This is a genomic window from Enterobacter sp. RHBSTW-00593, assembly GCF_013784105.1.
GTDB lineage: Bacteria > Pseudomonadota > Gammaproteobacteria > Enterobacterales > Enterobacteriaceae > Enterobacter > Enterobacter ludwigii.
This window is the reverse complement of record NZ_CP056393.1, coordinates 4,745,824-4,768,371: the sequence shown is the minus strand read 5'-3', so window position 1 is coordinate 4,768,371 and position 22,548 is coordinate 4,745,824. Positions and strand designations below refer to the sequence as shown.

Annotated in this window: 20 protein-coding genes, 2 tRNA genes and 1 rRNA gene; 17 read left to right on the top strand and 6 right to left on the bottom strand. The window is 54.4% G+C overall.

What is annotated here, in order from left to right:
* The first annotated feature begins 63 nt into the window (after positions 1-63).
* From rrf to HV242_RS22905, 3 genes are all read left to right on the top strand, one after another.
* A 5S ribosomal RNA gene (rrf, locus tag HV242_RS22915) occupies positions 64-179 on the top strand.
* 55 nt (positions 180-234) lie between these two features.
* Positions 235-311, top strand: a tRNA-Asp gene (locus tag HV242_RS22910).
* Positions 312-364: 53 nt separating this feature from the next.
* Positions 365-440, top strand: a tRNA-Trp gene (locus tag HV242_RS22905).
* Positions 441-538: 98 nt separating this feature from the next.
* Here the strand turns inward: HV242_RS22905 and hdfR are convergent.
* Positions 539-1,360, bottom strand: coding sequence for an HTH-type transcriptional regulator HdfR (gene hdfR, locus HV242_RS22900; protein ID WP_014172169.1), 822 nt, complete (start codon positions 1,358-1,360; stop codon positions 539-541).
* Between the two features lie 118 nt (positions 1,361-1,478).
* Here hdfR and HV242_RS22895 point away from each other — a divergent pair, with 118 nt between their 5' ends.
* Positions 1,479-1,817 carry a MaoP family protein gene (locus HV242_RS22895; RefSeq protein WP_014172168.1) on the top strand — a complete coding sequence of 113 codons (339 nt, stop codon included), beginning with the start codon at positions 1,479-1,481 and terminating at the stop codon, positions 1,815-1,817.
* Positions 1,818-1,844: 27 nt separating this feature from the next.
* On the opposite strand, the gene HV242_RS22890 is transcribed toward HV242_RS22895, so the two are convergent.
* Positions 1,845-3,365, bottom strand: coding sequence for a YifB family Mg chelatase-like AAA ATPase (locus tag HV242_RS22890; RefSeq protein WP_050737772.1), 1,521 nt, complete (start codon positions 3,363-3,365; stop codon positions 1,845-1,847).
* A 339-nt stretch (positions 3,366-3,704) separates the two neighbouring features.
* On the opposite strand from HV242_RS22890, the gene ilvL reads away from it, so the two are divergent.
* The 7 genes from ilvL (at position 3,705) to ilvA (ending at position 10,255) form a co-directional block, all read left to right on the top strand.
* Positions 3,705-3,803, top strand: a complete 99-nt coding sequence (gene ilvL / locus HV242_RS22885; RefSeq protein WP_001311244.1) for an ilv operon leader peptide — start codon at positions 3,705-3,707, stop codon at positions 3,801-3,803.
* Between the two features lie 86 nt (positions 3,804-3,889).
* Positions 3,890-3,940 carry a peptide IlvX gene (ilvX, locus tag HV242_RS24190; RefSeq protein ID WP_193392055.1) on the top strand — a complete coding sequence of 17 codons (51 nt, stop codon included), beginning with the start codon at positions 3,890-3,892 and terminating at the stop codon, positions 3,938-3,940.
* A gap of 2 nt (positions 3,941-3,942) precedes the next feature.
* Entirely contained in the window at positions 3,943-5,589 is a 1,647-nt protein-coding gene (gene ilvG / locus HV242_RS22880; RefSeq protein WP_050737771.1) for an acetolactate synthase 2 catalytic subunit, read from the top strand.
* Positions 5,586-5,849 carry an acetolactate synthase 2 small subunit gene (gene ilvM / locus HV242_RS22875; RefSeq protein WP_014172166.1) on the top strand — a complete coding sequence of 88 codons (264 nt, stop codon included), beginning with the start codon at positions 5,586-5,588 and terminating at the stop codon, positions 5,847-5,849. Before ilvG ends, ilvM begins: the two co-directional genes overlap by 4 nt.
* A gap of 18 nt (positions 5,850-5,867) precedes the next feature.
* Positions 5,868-6,797: a branched-chain-amino-acid transaminase gene (gene ilvE, locus HV242_RS22870; RefSeq protein ID WP_025202772.1), complete on the top strand. Its 930-nt coding sequence runs from the start codon at positions 5,868-5,870 to the stop codon at positions 6,795-6,797.
* A 60-nt stretch (positions 6,798-6,857) separates the two neighbouring features.
* Positions 6,858-8,708 carry a dihydroxy-acid dehydratase gene (ilvD, locus tag HV242_RS22865; protein WP_014172164.1) on the top strand — a complete coding sequence of 617 codons (1,851 nt, stop codon included), beginning with the start codon at positions 6,858-6,860 and terminating at the stop codon, positions 8,706-8,708.
* Between the two features lie 2 nt (positions 8,709-8,710).
* Positions 8,711-10,255 carry a threonine ammonia-lyase, biosynthetic gene (ilvA, locus tag HV242_RS22860; RefSeq protein WP_025202773.1) on the top strand — a complete coding sequence of 515 codons (1,545 nt, stop codon included), beginning with the start codon at positions 8,711-8,713 and terminating at the stop codon, positions 10,253-10,255.
* Here ilvA and ilvY read toward each other — a convergent pair.
* Positions 10,252-11,142, bottom strand: coding sequence for an HTH-type transcriptional activator IlvY (ilvY, locus tag HV242_RS22855; RefSeq protein WP_020882896.1), 891 nt, complete (start codon positions 11,140-11,142; stop codon positions 10,252-10,254). The genes ilvA and ilvY overlap by 4 nt on opposite strands.
* Before the next feature lie 153 nt (positions 11,143-11,295).
* Between ilvY and ilvC the strand changes: the two genes are divergently transcribed.
* Positions 11,296-12,771, top strand: coding sequence for a ketol-acid reductoisomerase (gene ilvC / locus HV242_RS22850; RefSeq protein ID WP_014172161.1), 1,476 nt, complete (start codon positions 11,296-11,298; stop codon positions 12,769-12,771).
* A gap of 68 nt (positions 12,772-12,839) precedes the next feature.
* Here ilvC and ppiC read toward each other — a convergent pair whose 3' ends face one another.
* Positions 12,840-13,121 carry a peptidylprolyl isomerase PpiC gene (gene ppiC, locus HV242_RS22845; protein ID WP_008501570.1) on the bottom strand — a complete coding sequence of 94 codons (282 nt, stop codon included), beginning with the start codon at positions 13,119-13,121 and terminating at the stop codon, positions 12,840-12,842.
* A gap of 85 nt (positions 13,122-13,206) precedes the next feature.
* On the opposite strand from ppiC, the gene rep reads away from it, so the two are divergent.
* On the top strand, positions 13,207-15,231 hold the full coding sequence (gene rep / locus HV242_RS22840) for a DNA helicase Rep (protein ID WP_044867447.1): 2,025 nt from the start codon (positions 13,207-13,209) through the stop codon (positions 15,229-15,231).
* Positions 15,232-15,279: 48 nt separating this feature from the next.
* Here the strand turns inward: rep and gppA are convergent, their stop codons facing one another.
* The gene (gene gppA, locus HV242_RS22835) at positions 15,280-16,764 is read right to left on the bottom strand and encodes a guanosine-5'-triphosphate,3'-diphosphate diphosphatase (RefSeq protein WP_050737770.1); all 1,485 of its coding nucleotides are present in this window, start codon (positions 16,762-16,764) and stop codon (positions 15,280-15,282) included.
* Positions 16,765-16,770: 6 nt separating this feature from the next.
* Positions 16,771-18,036: an ATP-dependent RNA helicase RhlB gene (gene rhlB / locus HV242_RS22830; protein WP_014172158.1), complete on the bottom strand. Its 1,266-nt coding sequence runs from the start codon at positions 18,034-18,036 to the stop codon at positions 16,771-16,773.
* A gap of 144 nt (positions 18,037-18,180) precedes the next feature.
* On the opposite strand from rhlB, the gene trxA reads away from it, so the two are divergent.
* The 4 genes from trxA to wzzE all read left to right on the top strand — a co-directional run bounded on the left by trxA (position 18,181) and on the right by wzzE (position 22,517).
* A complete protein-coding gene (gene trxA, locus HV242_RS22825) occupies positions 18,181-18,510 on the top strand; it encodes a thioredoxin TrxA (RefSeq protein WP_004386384.1) in 330 nt (109 codons plus the stop codon).
* A 341-nt stretch (positions 18,511-18,851) separates the two neighbouring features.
* On the top strand, positions 18,852-20,111 hold the full coding sequence (rho, locus tag HV242_RS22820; protein WP_008501566.1) for a transcription termination factor Rho: 1,260 nt from the start codon (positions 18,852-18,854) through the stop codon (positions 20,109-20,111).
* 242 nt (positions 20,112-20,353) lie between these two features.
* The gene (gene wecA, locus HV242_RS22815; RefSeq protein ID WP_014172155.1) at positions 20,354-21,457 is read left to right on the top strand and encodes a UDP-N-acetylglucosamine--undecaprenyl-phosphate N-acetylglucosaminephosphotransferase; all 1,104 of its coding nucleotides are present in this window, start codon (positions 20,354-20,356) and stop codon (positions 21,455-21,457) included.
* Positions 21,458-21,470: 13 nt separating this feature from the next.
* Entirely contained in the window at positions 21,471-22,517 is a 1,047-nt protein-coding gene (gene wzzE / locus HV242_RS22810) for an ECA polysaccharide chain length modulation protein (RefSeq protein ID WP_020882894.1), read from the top strand.
* Positions 22,518-22,548: the final 31 nt, after the last annotated feature.

Sequence of the window (22,548 nt, the reverse complement as noted above, 5' to 3'; positions counted from 1 at the left end):
ACAACGCCGAAGATGTTTTGGCGGTGAGAGACGATTTTCAGCTGATACAGATTACAGAATTTGCCTGGCGGCTTTAGCGCGGTGGTCCCACCTGACCCCATGCCGAACTCAGAAGTGAAACGCCGTAGCGCCGATGGTAGTGTGGGGTCTCCCCATGCGAGAGTAGGGAACTGCCAGGCATCAAATTACGTAGTAAGCCGGTGCATAAATCCGGTGGTTACAGCAGTCTTCGGTGGAGCGGTAGTTCAGTCGGTTAGAATACCTGCCTGTCACGCAGGGGGTCGCGGGTTCGAGTCCCGTCCGTTCCGCCACTTATTAAGACATTAAGCCTGCCTACCCGGCAGGCTTAATGGCAAAAGACTTTAGGGGCGTAGCTCAGTTGGTAGAGCACCGGTCTCCAAAACCGGGTGTCGCGAGTTCGAGTCTCTCCGCCCCTGCCATATATAATCCTTTGCTTCGGCAAAGGATTTTTTTTTGCCTGAAAGACGCCGAGTTCCCTCTTCAGACGTTGCAGCCAGCATTTCTGCTGGCGCATGCATCAATCCATAATATTGATTTTTAGAAGATCTTTTATCTGCGATTGCTTATCGCTGTTCTGGAGCCAGATGGCATACAGCGGTCTGGAAAGCGTGGTGGAGTCCACAACGGTATGCAACCCGGGTTTCGTGTCTGCCCAGCGAACAGGTAACCAGGTGCACCCCTTCAGCAAGGAGAGCTGCTGACAGGCGATCTCCGCAGAGCTGGTTGTTAACTGTGGCACATCATCCGGAGCAATCAATCCCGCCTCGTGTTGCTGGAAATCTGGCCCCCACTCCAGACGCAGATAGGTCAGGTCGGCTTTCATCATTGAAGGCTCGGAGGCATAAAGCGCAAGGCCAAACTGGCCAACAATCTGGCTGCTAAATTCGTCCATTTTGGGGGCTTCGGTCGTGATCAGAAGATCCAGCTGGCGCTCGTGCAGTTGCTTAACGAGCGACTGACGTTGCGCAATCCGCGCTTCAAATTGCAAATGGTTGTGGGAAGGGTAGAGCCGGGTAAGCCACTGACTGAGCATACATTCCCACAACGATGCGCTGGCCCCAATGGAGAACTCGTTATGCCTCGAGGTGTGCGCAACCTCTTTACGTGCCGCCTGCCAGGTATTCATCAGTGTTTCTGCATACGGCAGAAGTTTTTCACCGGCTGGCGTGAGGCGTATGTTGTTGCGGTGGCGGGTAAAAAGATTCACACCCAGTTGATTTTCCAGCTGTCGAATACGAAAACTGACCGCTGACTGCGTCAGGTAAAGGGCTTCCGCTGCTCGCCCAAAGTGGCGCGTTCTGCTCACTTCCAGGAAAGTTTTTAGCAATTCCGTATCCACATCTTTCTCCGCAAAATAATTTGTCGTTATGATTTAAATGTTTTGTTTTACACTCTGTCAAGCGTAACTAATACTCCGCGCCATAAATAGCTCGGCCAAAGAATTAGGAGCGTGTAGGATGGCGGAAAGCTTTACGACGACTAATCGTTTTTTCGACAATAAAAATTATCCACGCGGGTTCTCTCGTCACGGCGATTTCACCATCAAAGAGGCGCAGATGCTTGAGCGTCATGGTTATGCCTTTAACGAGCTGGATCTGGGTAAACGTGAGCCTGCAACTGAAGACGAAAAACAGTTTGTCGCAGTCTGCCGTGGCGAGCGTGAGCCACAGTCTGAAGCAGAACGTGTATGGATCAAGTATATGGCACGCATTAAGCGTCCAAAGCGTTTCCATACGCTGTCTGGCGGTAAGCCGCAGATGGAAGGTGCTGAAGACTACACTGAGTCTGACGACTAACAAGAAAAGGGGCTGTGGCCCCTTTTTTTATGCCAGTAACTTTTGCAGGTGCAGGAGCAAGCGATCGATCGCACGATAGCTTAACGCTTCCTGCAGATGCCGCCTCTCAATGTCAGGGCACTTTTCCACATCGGCGATGGTGCGGGCGACTTTTATAAGACGCTGCCATGCGCGAATGGAAAGCCCAAAGCGCGTCAACGTATCCTCCAGCCAGCATGAATCTTCAGTCTTAAGAGGACAAAACTGCCGAATCTCAGCGTTATCCAGACGGGCATTCAGCTTATGTTGACGCATATACTGCCGGGCCTGCGCGGCGATAACCCGCTCGCGAACCTCCACCGTACTCTCTCCTCTGGCGCTGCTCTGGCTGAGCAGGCCGGGAGGAGGCAAGGGGATTTCCAGCGACAAATCGAAACGATCCAGGAAAGGACCAGATAACTTCCCCAGGTAGCGCAGCGTCTGTTCAGGCGTGGAGCGATTGTGGTTTCCCTGATAATGGCCCGATGGGCTGGGGTTCATTGCCGCTACCAGCTGGAACCGCGCGGGATAGCTTATTTTGGCGCGTGCACGGGAGATATGGATCTCACCCGATTCGATGGGCTCCCTCAGCGCATCCAGAACGCGGCGTTCAAATTCAGGCAGTTCATCCAGAAACAGGATGCCGTTGTGCGCCAGAGAGATCTCTCCCGGCCCTGGTATGGAGCCACCGCCGACCATGGCCGCCAGTGAGGCACTGTGGTGCGGAGAGCGAAACGGGCGACGTCGCCACTGTTTTTGCAATGACACTGAACTCACCAGACTAAATATCGCCGCGCTTTCCAGCGCTTCATGGTTATTAAGTGGAGGCAGTAAACCATTCAACCTGCTTGCCAGCATCGTTTTTCCTGTACCCGGTGGGCCAATCAACAACAGGTTATGTCCGCCGGCAGCGGTGATCTCCAGCGCCCGCTTCCCCTGCTCCTGGCCGTAAATATCGCTCAGATCGTCCGGGCTTTCTGCCAGGGGATCGCCTGATTCTTCCGGCTCTGACAGCACATGTTGCCCCTCAAGACACGCGCACACTTCCTGTAAATGCCCGGCTAGCAGACATCCTCTCTCGGCTATCAGGCTCACTTCTGCACCATTTTCATTGGCAACAATGATTTGTCGACCTGCGCGAATGGCCTCCAGCGCACCCGAGATGGCACCAGGAACGCCCCTCAGCGCGCCTGTGAGCGCCAGTTCACCGATGAACTCATATGCGCCTAGTCTGCTGCTGTTAAGCTGCTCAGAGGCGGCGAGGAGCGCTATAGCGATAGGTAAATCATATCGCCCTCCCTCTTTAGGCAAGTCTGCAGGCGCAAGATTGATGGTGATTTTCTTTGCCGGAAAGGTATAACCGCTATTAATAATCGCACTGCGCACCCGATCTCTGGCTTCCTTTACCGTGGTCTCCGGCAATCCAACCAGCGTCAGCCCGGGCAGCCCGTTGCTGAGATGAACTTCTACCGAAATAAGCGGTGCTTTTACTCCAATGGCCGCTCGGGTATAAACAACTGACAGTGACATAAGCACCTCCTCAGGAGATGACTATGCCCGTGACCGATATGCATGTTTAGCCACATTTAGCGGATTTACGCATCCTCTTCCGAGGTTTTAACGTCAAGATGTAACCTTTTCTTTTCTGTGGAACCCTGCTCGCAAAAAAATGAACAGGCGACTTACCGTTCTGCCCGTGCTGAAAAAATGAAAAATATTCACTATCTAATTTCTTTATATAAAACAATACGTTAAGAAAATATGATTCGCAGGCTAACGAAGCCAGCCATAAATAAATCTTGTGTTTGATTTAAAAACTGTGATACCTCTTTAGGTATTCCTTCGAACAAGATGCAAAAAGAACTGAAAATGACAGCCCTTCTACGAGTGATTAGCCTGGTCGTGATTAGCGTGGTGGTGATTATTATCCCACCGTGCGGGGCTGCACTTGGACGAGGAAAGGCTTAGAAATCAAGCCTTAACGAACTAAGACCCCCGCACCGAAAGGTCCGGGGGTTTTTTTATGACTAAAAAACTTACACGAGGAGCAGAGAATGACTAATAGCACAAAATTCTGTTTCTTCCGATTTATGACGGGGAACTAACTATGAATGGTGCACAGTGGGTAGTACATGCGTTGCGCGCGCAGGGAGTCGACACTGTCTTCGGTTATCCGGGGGGCGCAATAATGCCGATTTACGATGCATTGTATGACGGCGGCGTGGAACACCTCTTGTGCCGACACGAGCAGGGCGCTGCGATGGCCGCCATTGGCTATGCACGTGCCACCGGTAAAACCGGTGTCTGCATGGCAACCTCAGGGCCGGGCGCCACAAACCTGATCACCGGCCTGGCGGATGCACTGCTTGATTCCGTTCCCGTTGTCGCCATCACCGGTCAGGTGGCCTCGCCCCTCATTGGCACTGATGCCTTTCAGGAAGTGGACGTGCTCGGCTTGTCACTGGCCTGCACCAAACACAGCTTCCTCGTTCAGTCTCTGGAAGAGCTGCCGCGTGTGATGGCAGAGGCGTTTGAGGTGGCAAACTCTGGTCGCCCTGGACCGGTTCTGGTTGATATCCCGAAAGATATCCAGGTTGCTCTGGGCGATCTGGAACCGCACTTCTCCACCGTTGAAAGCGACGATGCATTCCCGCACGTCGCGGTGGAAGAGGCGCGGCAGATGATTGCCCACGCTAAACAACCGATGTTGTACGTAGGGGGTGGGGTTGGTATGGCACAGGCCGTTCCCGCCCTGCGCGAATTCATCGCGGTTACGCAAATGCCCGCCACCTGTACGTTGAAAGGTCTTGGCGCGGTAGATGCTGACTATCCTTACTATCTGGGCATGCTGGGGATGCACGGTACCAAAGCGGCGAACCTGGCCGTGCAGGCGTGTGACTTGCTGATCGCCGTAGGTGCCCGTTTTGATGATCGTGTCACCGGCAAGCTGAATACCTTCGCGCCGAATGCCAACGTGATCCACATGGATATCGACCCGGCGGAGATGAACAAACTGCGTCAGGCGCATGTGGCCCTGCAGGGCAATCTCAACACGTTATTACCGGCTTTACAGCAGCCTCTGAAAATCGACGCATGGCGTCAGCACACCGCCGATATGCGCGTTGAACATACCTGGCGTTACGACCATCCTGGTGACGCCATCTATGCGCCACTGCTGTTAAAGCAATTGTCCGACCGTAAACCGGCAGACTGTGTGGTCACGACGGATGTAGGCCAACACCAGATGTGGTCAGCACAGCATATGACTTACACGCGCCCGGAAAACTTCATTACCTCCAGCGGCTTAGGGACGATGGGCTTCGGTCTCCCTGCCGCGGTAGGGGCGCAAGTTGCCCGCCCGAACGATACGGTTATCTGTATCTCCGGTGACGGCTCTTTCATGATGAACGTTCAGGAGCTGGGCACCGTTAAGCGCAAGCAGTTACCGTTGAAAATCGTCTTGCTCGATAACCAGCGTTTAGGAATGGTTCGTCAGTGGCAACAGCTGTTTTTCCAGGAACGCTACAGTGAGACTACCCTGACGGATAACCCCGATTTCCTCATTCTGGCCAGCGCCTTTGGTATCCCTGGCCAACACATCACCCGTAAAGACCAGGTTGAAGCGGCACTCGACACCATGCTGTCAAGCGAAGGGCCGTACCTGCTTCATGTCTCAATCGACGAGCTTGAGAATGTCTGGCCGTTGGTACCGCCAGGTGCCAGTAACTCACAAATGCTGGAGAAATTATCATGATGCAACATCAGGTCGCCGTGCAGGCTCGCTTCAATCCAGAGACATTAGAACGCGTTTTGCGTGTGGTGCGTCACCGTGGCTTTCAGATTTGCTCTATGAATATGGAGACGGCTACTGATGCTCAAAATATCAGTATCGAATTAACCGTTGCCAGCCCGCGGTCGGTCGACTTACTGTTTAGTCAGTTAACAAAACTGGTAGACGTTGCACATGTTGCCATCTGCCAGAGCACAACCACATCACAACAGATCCGTGCTTAAGCGCGACAGGAAGAGAAAATGACGACAAAAAAAGCTGATTACATTTGGTTCAATGGTGAGATGGTTCGCTGGGAGGACGCGAAAGTCCACGTTATGTCCCACGCGCTGCATTACGGTACCTCTGTCTTCGAAGGCATCCGTTGCTACGACTCACACAAAGGGCCAGTGGTGTTCCGTCATCGCGAACACATGCAGCGTCTGCATGACTCAGCCAAAATTTATCGTTTCCCGGTTTCTCAGAGCGTGGATGAGCTGATGGAAGCCTGCCGCGACGTGATTCGTAAGAACAACCTCACCAGTGCCTATATTCGTCCGCTGGTGTTTGTAGGTGATGTAGGCATGGGCGTGAACCCGCCAGCCGGTTATACCACCGATGTGATCATTGCTGCGTTCCCGTGGGGTGCTTATCTGGGGGCTGAAGCCCTGGAGCAGGGGATCGACGCAATGGTTTCTTCCTGGAACCGCGTGGCACCAAACACGATCCCGACGGCGGCAAAAGCGGGCGGTAACTACCTCTCCTCACTGCTTGTCGGTAGCGAAGCGCGCCGTCACGGTTATCAGGAAGGTATCGCGCTGGACGTGAATGGCTATATCTCTGAAGGTGCAGGTGAAAACCTGTTCGAAGTGAAAGACGGCATTCTGTTTACGCCGCCATTTACCTCTTCCGCTCTGCCGGGCATTACCCGTGACGCCATCATCAAGCTGGCAAAAGATTTGGGTATCGAAGTCCGTGAGCAGGTCCTGTCCCGCGAATCCCTGTACCTGGCCGATGAAGTGTTCATGTCCGGTACCGCGGCGGAAATTACGCCGGTTCGTAGCGTAGACGGTATTCAGGTTGGTGCTGGCCGCTGTGGTCCGGTCACCAAACGTATTCAGCAAGCCTTCTTTGGCCTCTTCACCGGTGAAACGGAAGATAAATACGGCTGGCTGGATCAGGTTAATCAATAAGCATAAATATGGGACGGCACGCACCGTCCCATTCAATAGTCAGACGGGAGTAAATAAAGCATGCCTAAGTATCGTTCCGCCACCACCACTCATGGCCGTAACATGGCAGGTGCCCGCGCACTGTGGCGCGCCACCGGGATGACCGACGCCGATTTCGGTAAGCCTATTATCGCCGTGGTGAACTCCTTCACCCAGTTTGTGCCGGGCCACGTGCACCTGCGCGATCTCGGCAAACTCGTTGCCGAGCAAATCGAAGCCTCTGGCGGTGTGGCGAAAGAGTTCAACACCATTGCGGTGGATGACGGTATCGCGATGGGTCACGGGGGTATGCTCTATTCACTGCCGTCGCGTGAGCTGATCGCCGACTCGGTGGAGTATATGGTGAACGCCCACTGCGCGGATGCCATGGTTTGTATCTCCAACTGCGACAAAATTACCCCAGGGATGCTGATGGCTTCCCTGCGTCTGAACATTCCGGTGATCTTCGTCTCCGGCGGTCCAATGGAAGCGGGTAAAACCAAGCTTTCCGATAAAATCATCAAGCTCGACCTGGTCGATGCGATGATTCAGGGCGCGGATCCAAAAGTTTCTGATGAGCAAAGCGATCAGGTTGAACGTTCTGCGTGCCCAACCTGTGGCTCCTGCTCAGGTATGTTCACTGCGAACTCCATGAACTGTCTGACCGAAGCGCTGGGTCTGTCTCAGCCGGGCAACGGCTCGCTGCTGGCGACCCACGCCGACCGTAAACAGCTGTTCCTCAATGCCGGTAAACGCATCGTTGAGCTGACCAAACGCTACTACGAGCAAGATGATGAAAGCGCGCTGCCGCGTAATATCGCCAGCAAAGCCGCGTTTGAAAATGCCATGACGCTGGATATCGCCATGGGTGGTTCCACCAACACCGTTCTCCACCTGCTGGCCGCCGCGCAGGAAGCTGAAATCGACTTCACCATGAGCGATATCGACAAGCTGTCCCGCAAAGTACCGCAGCTCTGTAAAGTTGCGCCGAGTACCCAGAAGTACCACATGGAAGATGTCCACCGTGCGGGTGGCGTACTGGGTATTCTCGGTGAACTGGATCGCGCCGGGCTGCTGAACCGCAACGTCAAAAACGTGCTCGGCCTGACGCTGCCGGAGTCGCTGGACAAATACGACGTCATGCTCACGAAAGACGATGCGGTGAAAAAGATGTTCCGCGCCGGCCCGGCAGGTATTCGTACCACCCAGGCCTTCTCACAGGATTGCCGCTGGGACACGCTGGATGACGATCGCGCAGAAGGCTGCATTCGCTCACTGGAACATGCCTACAGCAAGGACGGCGGTCTGGCCGTGCTCTACGGTAACTTTGCAGAAAACGGCTGTATTGTAAAAACCGCAGGCGTGGATGACAGCATTCTCAAATTCACCGGCCCGGCAAAAGTATACGAAAGCCAGGACGACGCGGTAGAGGCTATTCTCGGTGGTAAAGTGGTGGAAGGCGACGTGGTTGTCATTCGCTACGAAGGGCCGAAAGGCGGGCCGGGCATGCAGGAGATGCTCTATCCCACCACCTTCCTGAAATCCATGGGCCTCGGTAAAGCCTGTGCGCTGATCACCGACGGACGTTTCTCTGGCGGTACGTCTGGTCTCTCCATTGGCCACGTGTCACCGGAAGCGGCAAGCGGCGGCAACATCGCGATTATTGAAGATGGCGACCTGATCGAAATTGATATCCCGAATCGCGGTATTCAGTTGAAACTGAGCGACCAGGACATTGCGGCGCGTCGTGAAGCCCAGGAGGCTCGCGGCGACAAAGCCTGGACGCCAAAAGATCGCCAGCGCGACGTCTCCTTCGCCCTGCGTGCCTATGCGAGCCTTGCCACCAGTGCAGATAAAGGCGCGGTGCGCGACAAATCGAAACTTGGGGGCTAATGATGGCCGAGTCGCAACCGTTATCCGCCGCCCCTGAGGGGGCGGAATACCTCAGGGCGGTGCTACGTGCACCGGTCTATGAAGCCGTGCAGGTTACGCCGCTGCAGAAGATGGAGAAACTCTCCTCGCGCCTCGACAACGTGATTCTGGTGAAACGTGAAGACCGTCAGCCGGTACACAGCTTCAAGCTGCGTGGCGCCTACGCGATGATGGCCGGGTTGACCGATGAGCAAAAAGCGCGGGGGGTGATTACCGCCTCTGCGGGCAACCACGCGCAGGGCGTCGCGTTCTCCTCTGCGCGCCTGGGGCTGAAAGCGCTGATTGTTATGCCGGTTGCTACTGCCGATATCAAAGTGGATGCCGTACGCGGTTTCGGCGGTGAAGTGTTGCTCCACGGCGCAAACTTTGACGAAGCCAAAGCCAAAGCGATAGAGCTGGCGCAGCAACAGGGGTTTACCTGGGTGCCGCCGTTCGATCATCCGATGGTCATTGCCGGACAGGGGACGCTGGCGCTTGAGCTGCTGCAGCAGGATGCGCATCTCGACCGCGTCTTCGTGCCGGTTGGCGGTGGCGGCCTCGCGGCGGGCGTAGCGGTGCTGATCAAACAGCTGATGCCGCAAATCAAAGTGATTGCCGTTGAGGCGGAAGACTCGGCCTGTCTGAAAGCGGCGCTGGATGCCGGTCATCCGGTGGACTTACCACGCGTCGGGCTGTTTGCTGAAGGCGTGGCGGTTAAACGCATTGGCGATGAAACCTTCCGTCTTTGCCAGGAGTATCTCGACGATATTATTACCGTCGACAGCGACGCCATTTGCGCCGCAATGAAAGATCTGTTCGAAGATGTGCGTGCGGTAGCGGAACCTTCCGGCGCGCTGGCGCTGGCGGGGATGAAGAAATACATCGCGCAGCACAACATCCGCGGCGAGCGTCTGGCGCATGTCCTTTCTGGTGCCAACGTGAACTTCCACGGTCTGCGCTATGTTTCCGAACGCTGCGAGCTGGGTGAGCAACGCGAAGCGCTGCTGGCGGTTACCATTCCGGAAGAGAAGGGCAGCTTCCTGAAGTTTTGTCAGCTGCTGGGCGGCCGTTCAGTCACGGAGTTTAACTACCGTTTTGCCGACGCCCGAGATGCCTGCATTTTTGTCGGCGTACGGTTAAGCCGTGGTCTGGAAGAGCGTAAAGAGATCCTCCACCTGCTCCACGAAGGTGGCTACAGCGTCGTGGATCTCTCCGACGATGAGATGGCGAAACTGCACGTGCGTTACATGGTGGGCGGGCGTCCATCGAAGCCGCTGCAGGAACGTCTCTACAGCTTCGAGTTCCCGGAGTCACCGGGCGCGTTGCTCAAATTCCTGCATACGCTGGGCACGCACTGGAACATCTCTCTGTTCCACTACCGCAGCCACGGTACCGATTATGGACGCGTGCTGGCCGCCTTCGAACTGGGCGAGCACGAGCCTGATTTCGAAACGCGGCTGAACGAGCTGGGCTATGAGTGTCACGATGAAACCCATAACCCGGCGTTCAGGTTCTTCCTGGCAGGCTAGTGGTTAGGCAGTATCTGCCAGAAGGCATCAATAAGCGGCTCCTGCAGCCGCTTTTTTTGTGCGCACACGCCAAGCTCAAACGGCGTTTTTTCGTCGCTGCGCTCCAGAATCATCACGCGATTACGCACCGGTTCCGGGCTGTTCTCCAGGACCACCTCCGGCAGCAGTGCCACGCCGCAGCCCAGCGCCACCATTGACACCATCGCCTCATGCCCGCCAACCGTCGCGTAAATCGACGGGTTGCTGATCTTCTGGCGACGAAACCAGAGCTCAATACGACGGCGCACCGGCCCCTGATCGGCCATGATAAAAGGCACCGTGGACCAGTCCGGTTTTTCCACCGACACCTGATTACGCACCGGGCAGGGTAACGCGGGGGCAATCAACACGACCGCCAGGTTTTCCAGCATTGAGAACGCGACAGCGCCTGGCAGGGTTTCGGGTTTCCCGGCAATGGCGAGATCCGCCTCGCCTGTCACCACTTTTTCCATTGCGTCGGCGGCATCACCGGTGGTGAGTTTAATTTCCACCGACGGTTGTTCTGCGCGAAAGCGGTCAAGAATCGGCGGCAGATGGCTATAGGCCGCGGTCACGGAGCAGAAAATATGCAGCTCGCCGGACAGCGATGGCCCTTTCTGGTCAATGGTGTGTCGCAGCTGTTGATACTGCAGCAGCGTTTGTTGGGCAAAGACCCGTAACTCCTCACCGGCTTCCGTCAGGGTGACGGTGCGGTTGTCGCGTACAAACAGGGGCTGACCGAGGTCTTCCTCAAGGCGCTGGATCTGGCGCGAAAGCGTGGAGGGACTGACGTGCATCGCCCGGGCGCTGCGCCCAAAGTGACGGCTTTCCGCCAGATGCAGGAACATTTTCAGATCGCGTAAATCCACTGATTTCACTCCCCCTTTTTACATTGCAAATATTGCAACGTGACGTTGTGAATATATCAATTTCCGCAATAAATTTCCTGTCATATAGTAAGTTCATTCTCGCAAAAGCGAACCGAACAATAAGCACAACAACACAACATCACGGAGTCCATTATGGCTAACTACTTTAATACACTGAATTTGCGCCAGCAGCTGGCGCAGCTGGGCAAATGCCGCTTTATGGCGCGCGACGAATTTGCCGATGGCGCGAGCTACCTTCAGGGTAAAAAAGTGGTCATCGTCGGCTGCGGCGCCCAGGGTCTGAACCAGGGCCTGAACATGCGTGACTCCGGTCTGGATATCTCCTACGCCCTGCGTAAAGAAGCGATTGCTGAGAAGCGTGCGTCCTGGCGCAAAGCGACCGAAAATGGTTTTAAAGTCGGTACCTACGAAGAACTGATCCCCCAGGCAGACCTGGTGGTTAACCTGACGCCAGACAAACAGCACTCTGACGTTGTGCGTTCCGTGCAGCCGCTGATGAAAGACGGTGCGGCGTTGGGTTACTCCCACGGCTTTAACATCGTTGAAGTGGGCGAGCAGATCCGTAAAGACATCACCGTTGTGATGGTGGCGCCGAAGTGCCCGGGTACAGAAGTACGTGAAGAGTACAAACGTGGCTTCGGCGTGCCAACGCTTATCGCCGTTCACCCGGAAAACGATCCGAAAGGCGAAGGTATGGCGATCGCCAAAGCATGGGCTGCAGCAACGGGTGGCCACCGTGCGGGGGTTCTGGAATCGTCTTTCGTCGCGGAAGTTAAATCTGACCTGATGGGTGAGCAAACCATCCTGTGCGGTATGCTGCAGGCGGGCTCTCTGCTGTGCTTCGACAAGCTGGTGGAAGAGGGTACAGACCCGGCATACGCAGAAAAACTGATTCAGTTCGGCTGGGAAACGATCACCGAAGCGCTGAAGCAGGGCGGTATCACGCTGATGATGGACCGTCTGTCCAACCCGGCGAAACTGCGTGCTTACGCGCTGTCTGAACAGCTGAAAACGATCATGGCACCGCTGTTCCAGAAACATATGGATGACATTATCTCCGGCGAGTTCTCTTCCGGCATGATGGCGGACTGGGCTAACGACGATAAGAAACTGCTGACCTGGCGTGAAGAGACCGGTAAAACCGCTTTTGAAACCGCCCCACAGTTTGAAGGTAAAATCGGCGAGCAGGAGTACTTCGATAAAGGCGTTCTGATGATTGCGATGGTGAAAGCTGGCGTTGAGCTGGCGTTCGAAACCATGGTGGATTCCGGCATCATCGAAGAGTCTGCCTACTATGAATCACTGCACGAGCTGCCGCTGATTGCGAACACCATCGCCCGTAAGCGTCTGTACGAAATGAACGTGGTTATCTCTGATACCGCCGAGTACGGTAACTACCTGTTCTCTTACGCTTGCGTCCCGCTGCTGAAAGAGTTCATGACGACCCTGCAGCCGGGCGATCTGGGCAAAGCGATTGCGGAAGGTGCGGTGGATAACGCGCAGCTGCGTGATGTAAACGAAGCCATTCGCGGTCATGAAATCGAGAAAGTGGGCCAGAAACTGCGTGGCTACATGACCGATATGAAACGTATCGCGGTAGCAGGTTAATACCCGGGCGGGCTGATGCCCTGACCTGATTCAACGTACAAGGCCTTCTCTGAGAGAAGGCCTTGCTGTTATTTGCGGTACAGAACCTTAATAACATGGTAGCCAAACTGCGTGTGCAGTGGGCCTGTGGGTTCCAGCACCGGGCAGGAAAAGACCACTTTATCGAACGCCGGAACCATTTGACCCTGACGGAATTCACCTAAATCACCGCCGCGTTTACCTGACGGACAAATAGAGTGTTTCTTCGCCAGTTTGCCGAAGTCGGCGCCGTTTTTGATCTGCTCGAGAAGATCCAGAGCCAGTTTTTCTTCTTTTACAAGGATATGCAGTGCTGCCGCGGTTTTTGCCATGATCGTGCCTTGAGTGGTATGGATTAGGCTCGCTATACTACCACGCTGTTATTCTCCCCTCCTGACTTTCATTGAGTGATCATTTATGCGTTTAAACCCCGGACAACAACAAGCCGTCGAATTTGTCACTGGACCCTGTCTGGTGCTGGCGGGCGCGGGATCCGGCAAAACGCGCGTCATCACCAATAAGATTGCCCACCTGATCCGCGGCTGCGGGTATCAGGCTCGCCACATCGCGGCGGTGACGTTCACCAACAAAGCAGCGCGCGAGATGAAAGAGCGTGTCGGCCAGACGCTGGGGCGTAAAGAGGCGCGCGGTCTGATGATTTCCACCTTCCATACGCTGGGGCTGGATATCATCAAACGTGAATACGCCGCGCTGGGGATGAAATCCAACTTCTCACTGTTTGACGATACCGACCAGGTGGCCCTGCTCAAGGAGCTCACCGAGGGGCTGATCGAAGATGATAAGGTTCTGCTGCAACAGCTGATCTCGACGATCTCCAACTGGAAAAACGATCTGATGACCCCGGCCCAGGCCGCGGCGATCGCCAAAGGCGAGCGGGATCGGATCTTCGCCCACTGCTACGGTCTGTACGATGCGCATATGAAAGCCTGTAACGTACTGGATTTCGACGACCTGATCCTGCTTCCCACGCTACTGCTGCAGCGTAATGAAGAGGTGCGTGAGCGCTGGCAGAATAAAATCCGCTACCTGCTGGTGGATGAGTATCAGGACACCAATACCAGCCAGTATGAACTGGTGAAACTGCTGGTGGGACAGCGCGCGCGTTTCACGGTGGTCGGAGATGACGATCAGTCCATTTACTCCTGGCGCGGTGCGCGTCCGCAAAACCTGGTCCTGCTGAGTAAAGATTTCCCGGCGCTGCAGGTGATCAAACTGGAGCAGAACTACCGTTCCTCCGGGCGTATCCTTAAAGCCGCGAATATCCTGATCGCCAACAACCCGCACGTGTTCGAAAAACGCCTGTTCTCCGAACTGGGTTACGGTACAGAGCTAAAAGTGCTCAGCGCCAACAATGAAGGGCACGAAGCGGAGCGGGTCACAGGCGAACTCATCGCCCACCACTTCGTCAATAAAACCGAATACAAAGACTATGCGATCCTCTATCGCGGCAACCATCAGTCACGCGTCTTTGAAAAGATGCTGATGCAAAACCGCATCCCGTACAAAATTTCGGGCGGGACCTCCTTTTTCTCGCGGCCCGAAATCAAAGATCTTCTGGCCTACCTGCGTGTGCTCACTAACCCGGATGATGACAGCGCGTTTCTGCGTATCGTGAATACACCGAAACGGGAAATTGGCCCGGCGACGCTACAAAAGCTTGGCGAGTGGGCGATGACGCGTAATAAGAGTCTGTTTACTGCCAGCTTCGATATGGGGCTGAGTCAGACACTCACCGGCCGCGGCTACGATTCATTAACCCGCTTTACCCACTGGCTTGGTGAAGTGCAGCGGCTGGCAGAGCGCGAACCTATCGCCGCCGTGCGCGACCTTATCCACGGTATCGACTACGAGTCCTGGCTGTATGAAACCTCCGCCAGTCCGAAAGCGGCCGAGATGCGCATGAAAAACGTTAACCAGCTGTTCAGCTGGATGACTGAAATGCTGGAAGGCTCGGAGATTGATGAACCGATGACCCTGACGCAGGTGGTTACCCGCTTTACCCTGCGCGATATGATGGAGCGAGGCGAGAGCGAAGAAGAGGCCGATCAGGTTCAGCTGATGACGCTGCATGCATCAAAAGGTCTGGAATTCCCGTATGTCTATCTGGTTGGCATGGAAGAGGGGTTACTGCCGCACCAGAGCAGCATTGATGAAGATAACGTCGATGAGGAGCGCCGTCTGGCCTATGTTGGCATCACGCGCGCTCAGAAAGAGCTGACCTTCACGCTGTGCAAAGAGCGTAGACAATATGGCGAACTGGTGCGCCCGGAGCCGAGCCGTTTCCTGCTGGAACTTCCGCAGGACGACCTCATCTGGGAGCAGGAGCGTAAAGTGATTACGGCTGAAGAGCGGATGCATAAGGGGCAGGCGAACGTCGCTAACATCCGCGCCATGCTGGCGAAAGCCAAAGAGAAGGGGTAGGTTGTTACACGCCCGGCAAGCGTAGCGCTACCGGGCATGTCCGACCCATTATTTCACCTCAAGCACCCAGTGTACGTAGCTCTGCCACTGACACTCCTGCTCGACCATCTCCGCCCCAAGCGGATGATTATCCAGCCAGTTTTCCGGCAACGTCAGCGAAAGTTTCTCGTCATCCGCCACCAGATTGAGTGCCGGCAGCAAATCATCGCGGCGGCGGCTGGCAAACAGAATAGCCAGACGCAGCAGACGGCACATATGCTCGGCCACGCGCGGCGGTACGGCGTTTTGCTGATGCAAAGAGGAGAGGTCAACGGCGTTGGTCTGGTTCAACAGCAGCGTTGCCAGCAACTTTTTCTGCGCAGGGGTATAGCCGGGTAAATCGAGGTTACGCACCAGATAAGCGGCATGAGCCGGGGCCTGTTTAAAATCAATGCTCAGCCCGATTTCATGCAGTGCACAGGCACTTAGCAGCAGATCGCGACTCAAAGGGTCCAGATCCCAGGCATTAGCCACATGATCGGCGAAGCGTGACGCCAGCTGTGCCACGCGGCCTGCCTGATCGATATCAACCAGGAAACGGCGCTGCACGTTTCGCAGGGTACGGCTGCGAATGTCCTGATCGACCGACAGATGCAACATTCCGTAGACCAGACCTTCACGCAGCGCGCCGCCCGCCAGCGTCATACATTTGATGTTCAGCTCGGTGAAGATGGCGATCAGGATCGCGAGCCCGCTCGGAAATACCAGCGCGCGTTCAAGCGTCAGGCCTTCAATTTCCAGCTCTTCCAGACGCCCGCACTGAATGGCCCGCTGTTTAAGCTGCTGAAGCTTGGCAAGCGTGATCCGCTCATCCATGCCCTGCGCCATCATAATTTCCTGCAATGCCTGCACGGTACCGGAGGCCCCCACGCAGACTTTCCAGCCGTGGTAGCGCAGTTCGTCCATCACCGGGCGTAACACCTCGCGTGCGGCAGTTTCCGCCTCGTCGAAGTTTTCCTGACCCAGATTGCGGTCAGTAAAGTAGCGCTCAAGCCAGGTTACGCAACCCATCGACAGGCTGAATAGCGACGTTGCCTGCGCACCGGTGCCGGTCACGAGTTCGGTACTGGCGCCCCCGATATCCACAACCAGACGACGATCGTCGCCTCCCGTGGTGTGCGCAACACCCTGATAAATCAGGCGCGCTTCTTCTTCACCGCTGATAACCTGCACCGGGCAACCGAGAATTTCCTGCGCTTTGGCAATAAAATCCACGGCGTTAACCGCCAGGCGGAGTGTCGCAGTGGCGACGACGGTGATTTGGGAATGCGGGATATCCTGCAGACGCTCTGCAAAGAGTCGCAGGCACTGCCAGCCACGTTCCATGGCTTCAGGAGAGAGGTGATTATCGCTGCTCAGGCCCGCCGCGAGGCGGACCTTGCGCTTAATGCGCGTCAGCGTTTGTATGCTTCCAGCCACCTCGCGCACAATCAGCATATGAAAACTATTCGAACCGAGATCAATTGCCGCATAAAGCGAGGTGGAGCTGAGCATAATTGTTTAACCTGAGCGACGACGATTACGCGGCGCGCCAGATCGACGCGGGCCATTGCCGGAGCGGGCGCGGGTAAGGCGCTTAGCCGGCGGCAGTTCGCTTAATAGCGCATCCGGGTTGTACTTACTCACCGGAATAGAATGGCCGATGTACGTCTCAATCGCCGGCAGGTTCAGCGCATACTCTTCACACGCGAGGCTGATAGAATGGCCGCTTGCACCCGCACGACCGGTACGACCGATACGGTGTACATAGTCTTCGCAGTCATCCGGCAGGTCATAGTTAAAGACGTGCGTAACGGCTGGAATGTGCAGGCCGCGCGCTGCGACGTCGGTGGCGACCAGAATATCGAGATCGCCACGGGTGAATTCTTCAAGAATACGCAGGCGTTTTTTCTGCGCAACATCGCCCGTCAGCAGGCCAACACGGTGACCGTCTGCAGCCAGATGGCCCCAGATATCTTCACAGCGGTGCTTGGTGTTCGCGAAGATAATGGCGCGGTCTGGCCACTCTTCTTCGATCAGCGTTTGCAGCAGACGCATTTTCTCTTCATTGGAAGGATAGAAGAGTTCTTCTTTGATGCGGTGGCCGGTTTTCTGCTCGGGTTCCACTTCCACATATTCGGCGTTGTTCATCTGCTCGAATGCCAGTTCGCGTACGCGATACGACAGGGTCGCAGAGAACAGCATGTTGAGGCGCTGATTCGCGGGTGGCATGCGGCGGAACAGCCAGCGGATATCTTTAATGAAGCCCAGATCGTACATACGGTCAGCTTCATCCAGCACCACAACCTGGATGGCACCAAGGTTAATGTGGTTCTGTTTTGCGTAGTCGATAAGACGGCCGGTGGTACCGATCAGGATATCCACACCGCTTTCCAGCACTTTCAGCTGCTTATCGTAACCATCGCCGCCATAAGCCAGGCCGATTTTCAGGCCCGTAGCCTGCATCAGGGGTTCAGCGTCTGCGTGGATCTGTACCGCCAGTTCTCGCGTCGGGGCCATAATTAGCGCGCGCGGCTGGTTAACTTTGCGGTCTGCAATCGCTGGATGAGAAAGTAAATAATGAAACGTTGACGTTAAAAACGCCATCGTTTTGCCAGTACCGGTTTGCGCCTGCCCTGCTACGTCACGTCCCGCCAGCGTCAGCGGCAGGGCGAGAGCCTGAATGGGCGTGCAGTTATGAAACCCTTTATTTTCAAGGGCTTCGATCACTTTTGGGTGCAGGGCGAAGTCGGAAAACTTCTGTTCTGTTAAATGTGTTTTGCTCATAGTGTGGTAGAATATCAGCTTACTATTGCTTTACGAAAGCGTATCCGGTGAAATAAAGTCAACCTTTAGTTGGTTAATGCGACATCAACACGTCGTTGATGAGGGCGAAACCAACGCACCAGGCTTATTCCTGTGGAGTTATATATGAGCGATAAAATTATTCACCTGACTGACGACAGTTTTGACACGGACGTACTTAAGGCTGACGGGCTGACACTCGTCGATTTCTGGGCTGAATGGTGTGGTCCTTGCAAAATGATCGCCCCGATTCTGGATGAGATCGCTGACGAATATCAGGGCAAACTGACCGTTGCCAAGCTGAACATCGACCAGAACCCGGGCACCGCACCAAAATACGGTATCCGTGGCATTCCGACCCTGCTGCTGTTCAAAAACGGCGAAGTGGCAGCGACCAAAGTGGGCGCACTGTCCAAAGGTCAACTGAAAGAGTTCCTCGACGCTAATCTGGCGTAAGGTTTCTTTGCTGCGCGTCCAGAGCGCCTAAATTATGTGGAACTCTGGACGCCCGGCTGAAGTCGTGCTAAGTTAGCTATGACTTCGTTTTAAACATATCTTGTTGTTTGAATCTTGTTTTACCCGATACTTCCCGTTGTTGACACAAACAGTGCGTGAAGTTGCTAAATTCCGGGCTTGTCACTCAATCCGTCTTGTCGTTTCAGTTCTGCGTTTTTTCCCTGTGACCAGACAGCGAACAGACATGAGTTGATGGCCGCTAAACAGGCATGGATGACCCTGCCATACCATTCACAACATTAAGTTCGAGTATCACCCCGAGTTTAAGAACCCACACCATTATGAATCTTACCGAATTAAAGAATACGCCGGTTTCTGAGCTGATCACTCTCGGCGAAAATATGGGGCTGGAAAACCAGGCTCGTATGCGCAAGCAGGACATCATTTTCGCCATCCTGAAGCAGCACGCTAAGAGTGGCGAAGATATCTTTGGCGACGGTGTGCTGGAGATATTGCAAGACGGATTTGGTTTCCTCCGCTCTGCAGACAGCTCCTACCTCGCCGGCCCTGACGACATCTACGTATCCCCTAGCCAAATCCGCCGTTTCAACCTCCGCACTGGTGACACCATTTCAGGTAAGATTCGTCCTCCAAAAGAGGGTGAACGCTACTTTGCGCTGTTGAAAGTGAATGAAGTTAACTTCGACAAACCGGAAAACTCCCGTAATAAGATCCTGTTTGAGAACTTAACGCCGCTGCACGCGAACTCTCGCCTGCGCATGGAGCGTGGTAACGGCTCAACTGAAGATTTAACCGCTCGCGTCCTGGATCTGGCATCGCCAATCGGTCGTGGCCAGCGTGGTCTGATCGTCGCACCGCCAAAAGCGGGTAAAACCATGCTGCTGCAGAATATCGCGCAGAGCATCGCTTATAACCACCCAGACTGCGTACTGATGGTACTGCTGATTGACGAACGTCCGGAAGAAGTGACCGAGATGCAGCGTCTGGTTAAAGGTGAAGTGGTTGCTTCTACCTTTGACGAACCCGCATCTCGCCACGTTCAGGTTGCGGAAATGGTTATCGAGAAGGCGAAACGCCTGGTTGAACACAAGAAAGACGTGATCATCCTACTCGACTCCATCACCCGTCTGGCGCGTGCCTACAACACCGTCGTTCCGGCTTCCGGTAAAGTGCTGACGGGGGGTGTGGACGCTAACGCCCTGCATCGTCCAAAACGCTTCTTCGGTGCGGCACGTAACGTGGAAGAGGGCGGCAGCCTGACCATCATCGCTACGGCGCTGATCGATACGGGTTCCAAAATGGACGAAGTTATTTACGAAGAGTTTAAAGGTACAGGTAACATGGAACTGCACCTCTCTCGTAAAATTGCTGAGAAACGCGTCTTCCCGGCTATCGACTACAACCGTTCCGGTACCCGTAAAGAAGAGCTGCTCACCACCCAGGAAGAGCTGCAGAAAATGTGGATCCTGCGCAAAATCATCCATCCAATGGGTGAAATCGACGCAATGGAGTTCCTCATTAACAAACTGGCGATGACCAAAACTAACGACGATTTCTTCGATATGATGAAACGCTCGTAACGCAAATAAAGCCAGCAAGCGCCACGTTTTTACGTGGCGTTTTTCTTTTATGGCTTATACGCTATTAATGCAGACTCCCATTTCAGACCAGTCAGTGCGACAATAAGACTGTTTGTGCAGTTAACGAAATAATTGATTGAAAAATATACAAAGGGAGTTGTAAGAAGCCTTCTTTATTACTTCTGAGGCAGGGGCTTCATGGTTATACTTCCGGGACTAACTTTTGTTGAGAGCAATCCATTGTGAATCTACTCACCGCCGTTACTGAGCTAATCAGTATTTTTTTATTCACAACCTGTTTTTTGTTCATCGCGCGTAAGGTGGCCAAAAGAATAGGGTTGGTGGATAAGCCTAATTTTCGTAAACGTCATCAGGGACTTATTCCTCTGGTTGGAGGGATTTCTGTTTACGCTGGTATCTGTTTCACGTTTGGTATTGCGGATTATTATATTCCACACGCCGCCCTCTACCTTGCCTGCGCCGGTGTCCTGGTGTTAGTCGGGGCGCTGGATGATCGGTTCGATATCGCGGTAAAAATTCGCGCCACCGTCCAGGCCGCCATTGGCGTTATCATGATGGTCGTTGGTGGGCTATATCTGAGAAGCCTCGGTTATGTGTTCGGACCCTGGGAGTTAGTACTGGGGCCCTTTGGCTTCTTCCTGACACTGTTTGCCGTCTGGGCGGCGATAAATGCTTTCAACATGGTGGATGGTATTGACGGCCTGCTCGGTGGATTGTCGTCGGTTTCGTTTGCCGCAATCGGCATCATTTTATGGTTCGATGGTCAGTACAGCCTGTCGATGTGGTGTTTTGCCATGATTGCCGCCATTCTGCCTTATATCCTCTTAAATCTCGGTGCGCTCGGTCGTCGCTATAAAGTGTTTATGGGTGATGCGGGCAGTACGCTGATCGGCTTTACCGTTATCTGGATTTTGCTGGAGACCACACAGGGTAAAACTCACCCGATTAGCCCGGTAACAGCGCTGTGGATTATTGCCATTCCGCTAATGGATATGGTGGCGATTATGTATCGTCGTCTGCGTAAAGGAATGAGTCCTTTCTCTCCCGATCGCCAGCATATTCACCATCTCATCATGCGTGCCGGTTTTACTTCACGTCAGGCGTTTGTGCTGATTACCCTGGCTGCCGCTATTCTGGCCGCAATTGGGGTGGCTGCGGAATATGCTCATTTCATCCCTGAATGGGTCATGTTGGTATTATTCTTGCTAGCGTTTTTCCTGTACGGCTACTGCATTAAGCGCGCATGGAAAGTGGCGCGGTTTATTAAACGTCTTAAACGCAGGATGCGTCGCAACAGTGGCAACAATACAACATTAACTAAGTAAAACCGGGACTATGATGACTCAACCGTTGGCGGGAGCGAAATCAGTGGTAACTGAGAATGAGCTGGATATTCGGGGTTTGTTTCGCGTGTTGTGGGCAGGCAAACTTTGGATTGCGGGGATCGCGCTGGGGTTTGCATTGTTAGCGCTGGCCTACACCTTCTTTGCAAAACAAGAGTGGAGCGCTACGGCAATCACTGATAAACCAACGGTTAATATGCTCGGGGGGTTCTATTCCCAGCAGCAGTTCCTGCGTAACCTGGATATCAAAGCCAATCTGGCCACCCCAGATCAGGCTTCCGTCATGGATGAGGCCTATAAAGAGTTTGTGATGCAGCTGGCTTCCTGGGATACGCGCCGTGATTTCTGGAGCCAGACGGATTATTACAAGCAACGGATGGTGGGCAACAGTAAAGCCGATGCCGCGCTGCTGGATGACATGATTAATAACATTCAGTTTATGCCGGGAGATGCGCTGCGTAACGTCAACGACAGCGTCAAGCTGATTGCCGAAACCGCGCCGGATGCCAATAACCTGTTGCGCCAGTACGTTGCCTTTGCCAGCCAGCGTGCGGCAAGCCACCTTAATGAAGAGCTGAAAGGTGCCTGGGCTGCCCGTACTATCCAGATGAAAGCGCAGGTTAAACGTCAGGAAGAGGTGGCTAAAGCCATCTTCGCCCGCCGTGTACACAATATTGAGCAGGCGCTGAAAATTGCCGAACAGCACAATATTTCCCGCACCGAGACGGACGTGCCGGCAGATGAACTGCCTGATTCAGAAATGTTCCTTCTCGGGCGCCCAATGCTGCAGGCTCGACTGGAAAACCTCCAGGCCGTTGGCCCTGATTTTGACCTCGACTACGATCAAAACCGCGCGATGCTGAACACCCTGAATGTCGGTCCAACAATGGACCCGCGTTTTCAGACCTATCGTTATTTGCGAACGCCTGAAGAACCTGTAAAACGCGATAGTCCGCGCCGCGCATTCCTGATGATCATGTGGGGGATTGTGGGTGCACTGACTGGCGCAGGCGTGGCGTTAACGCGTCGTCGCACTAACTAAGAACGCCGTCTACGATGAAGGCTGCGGCCTT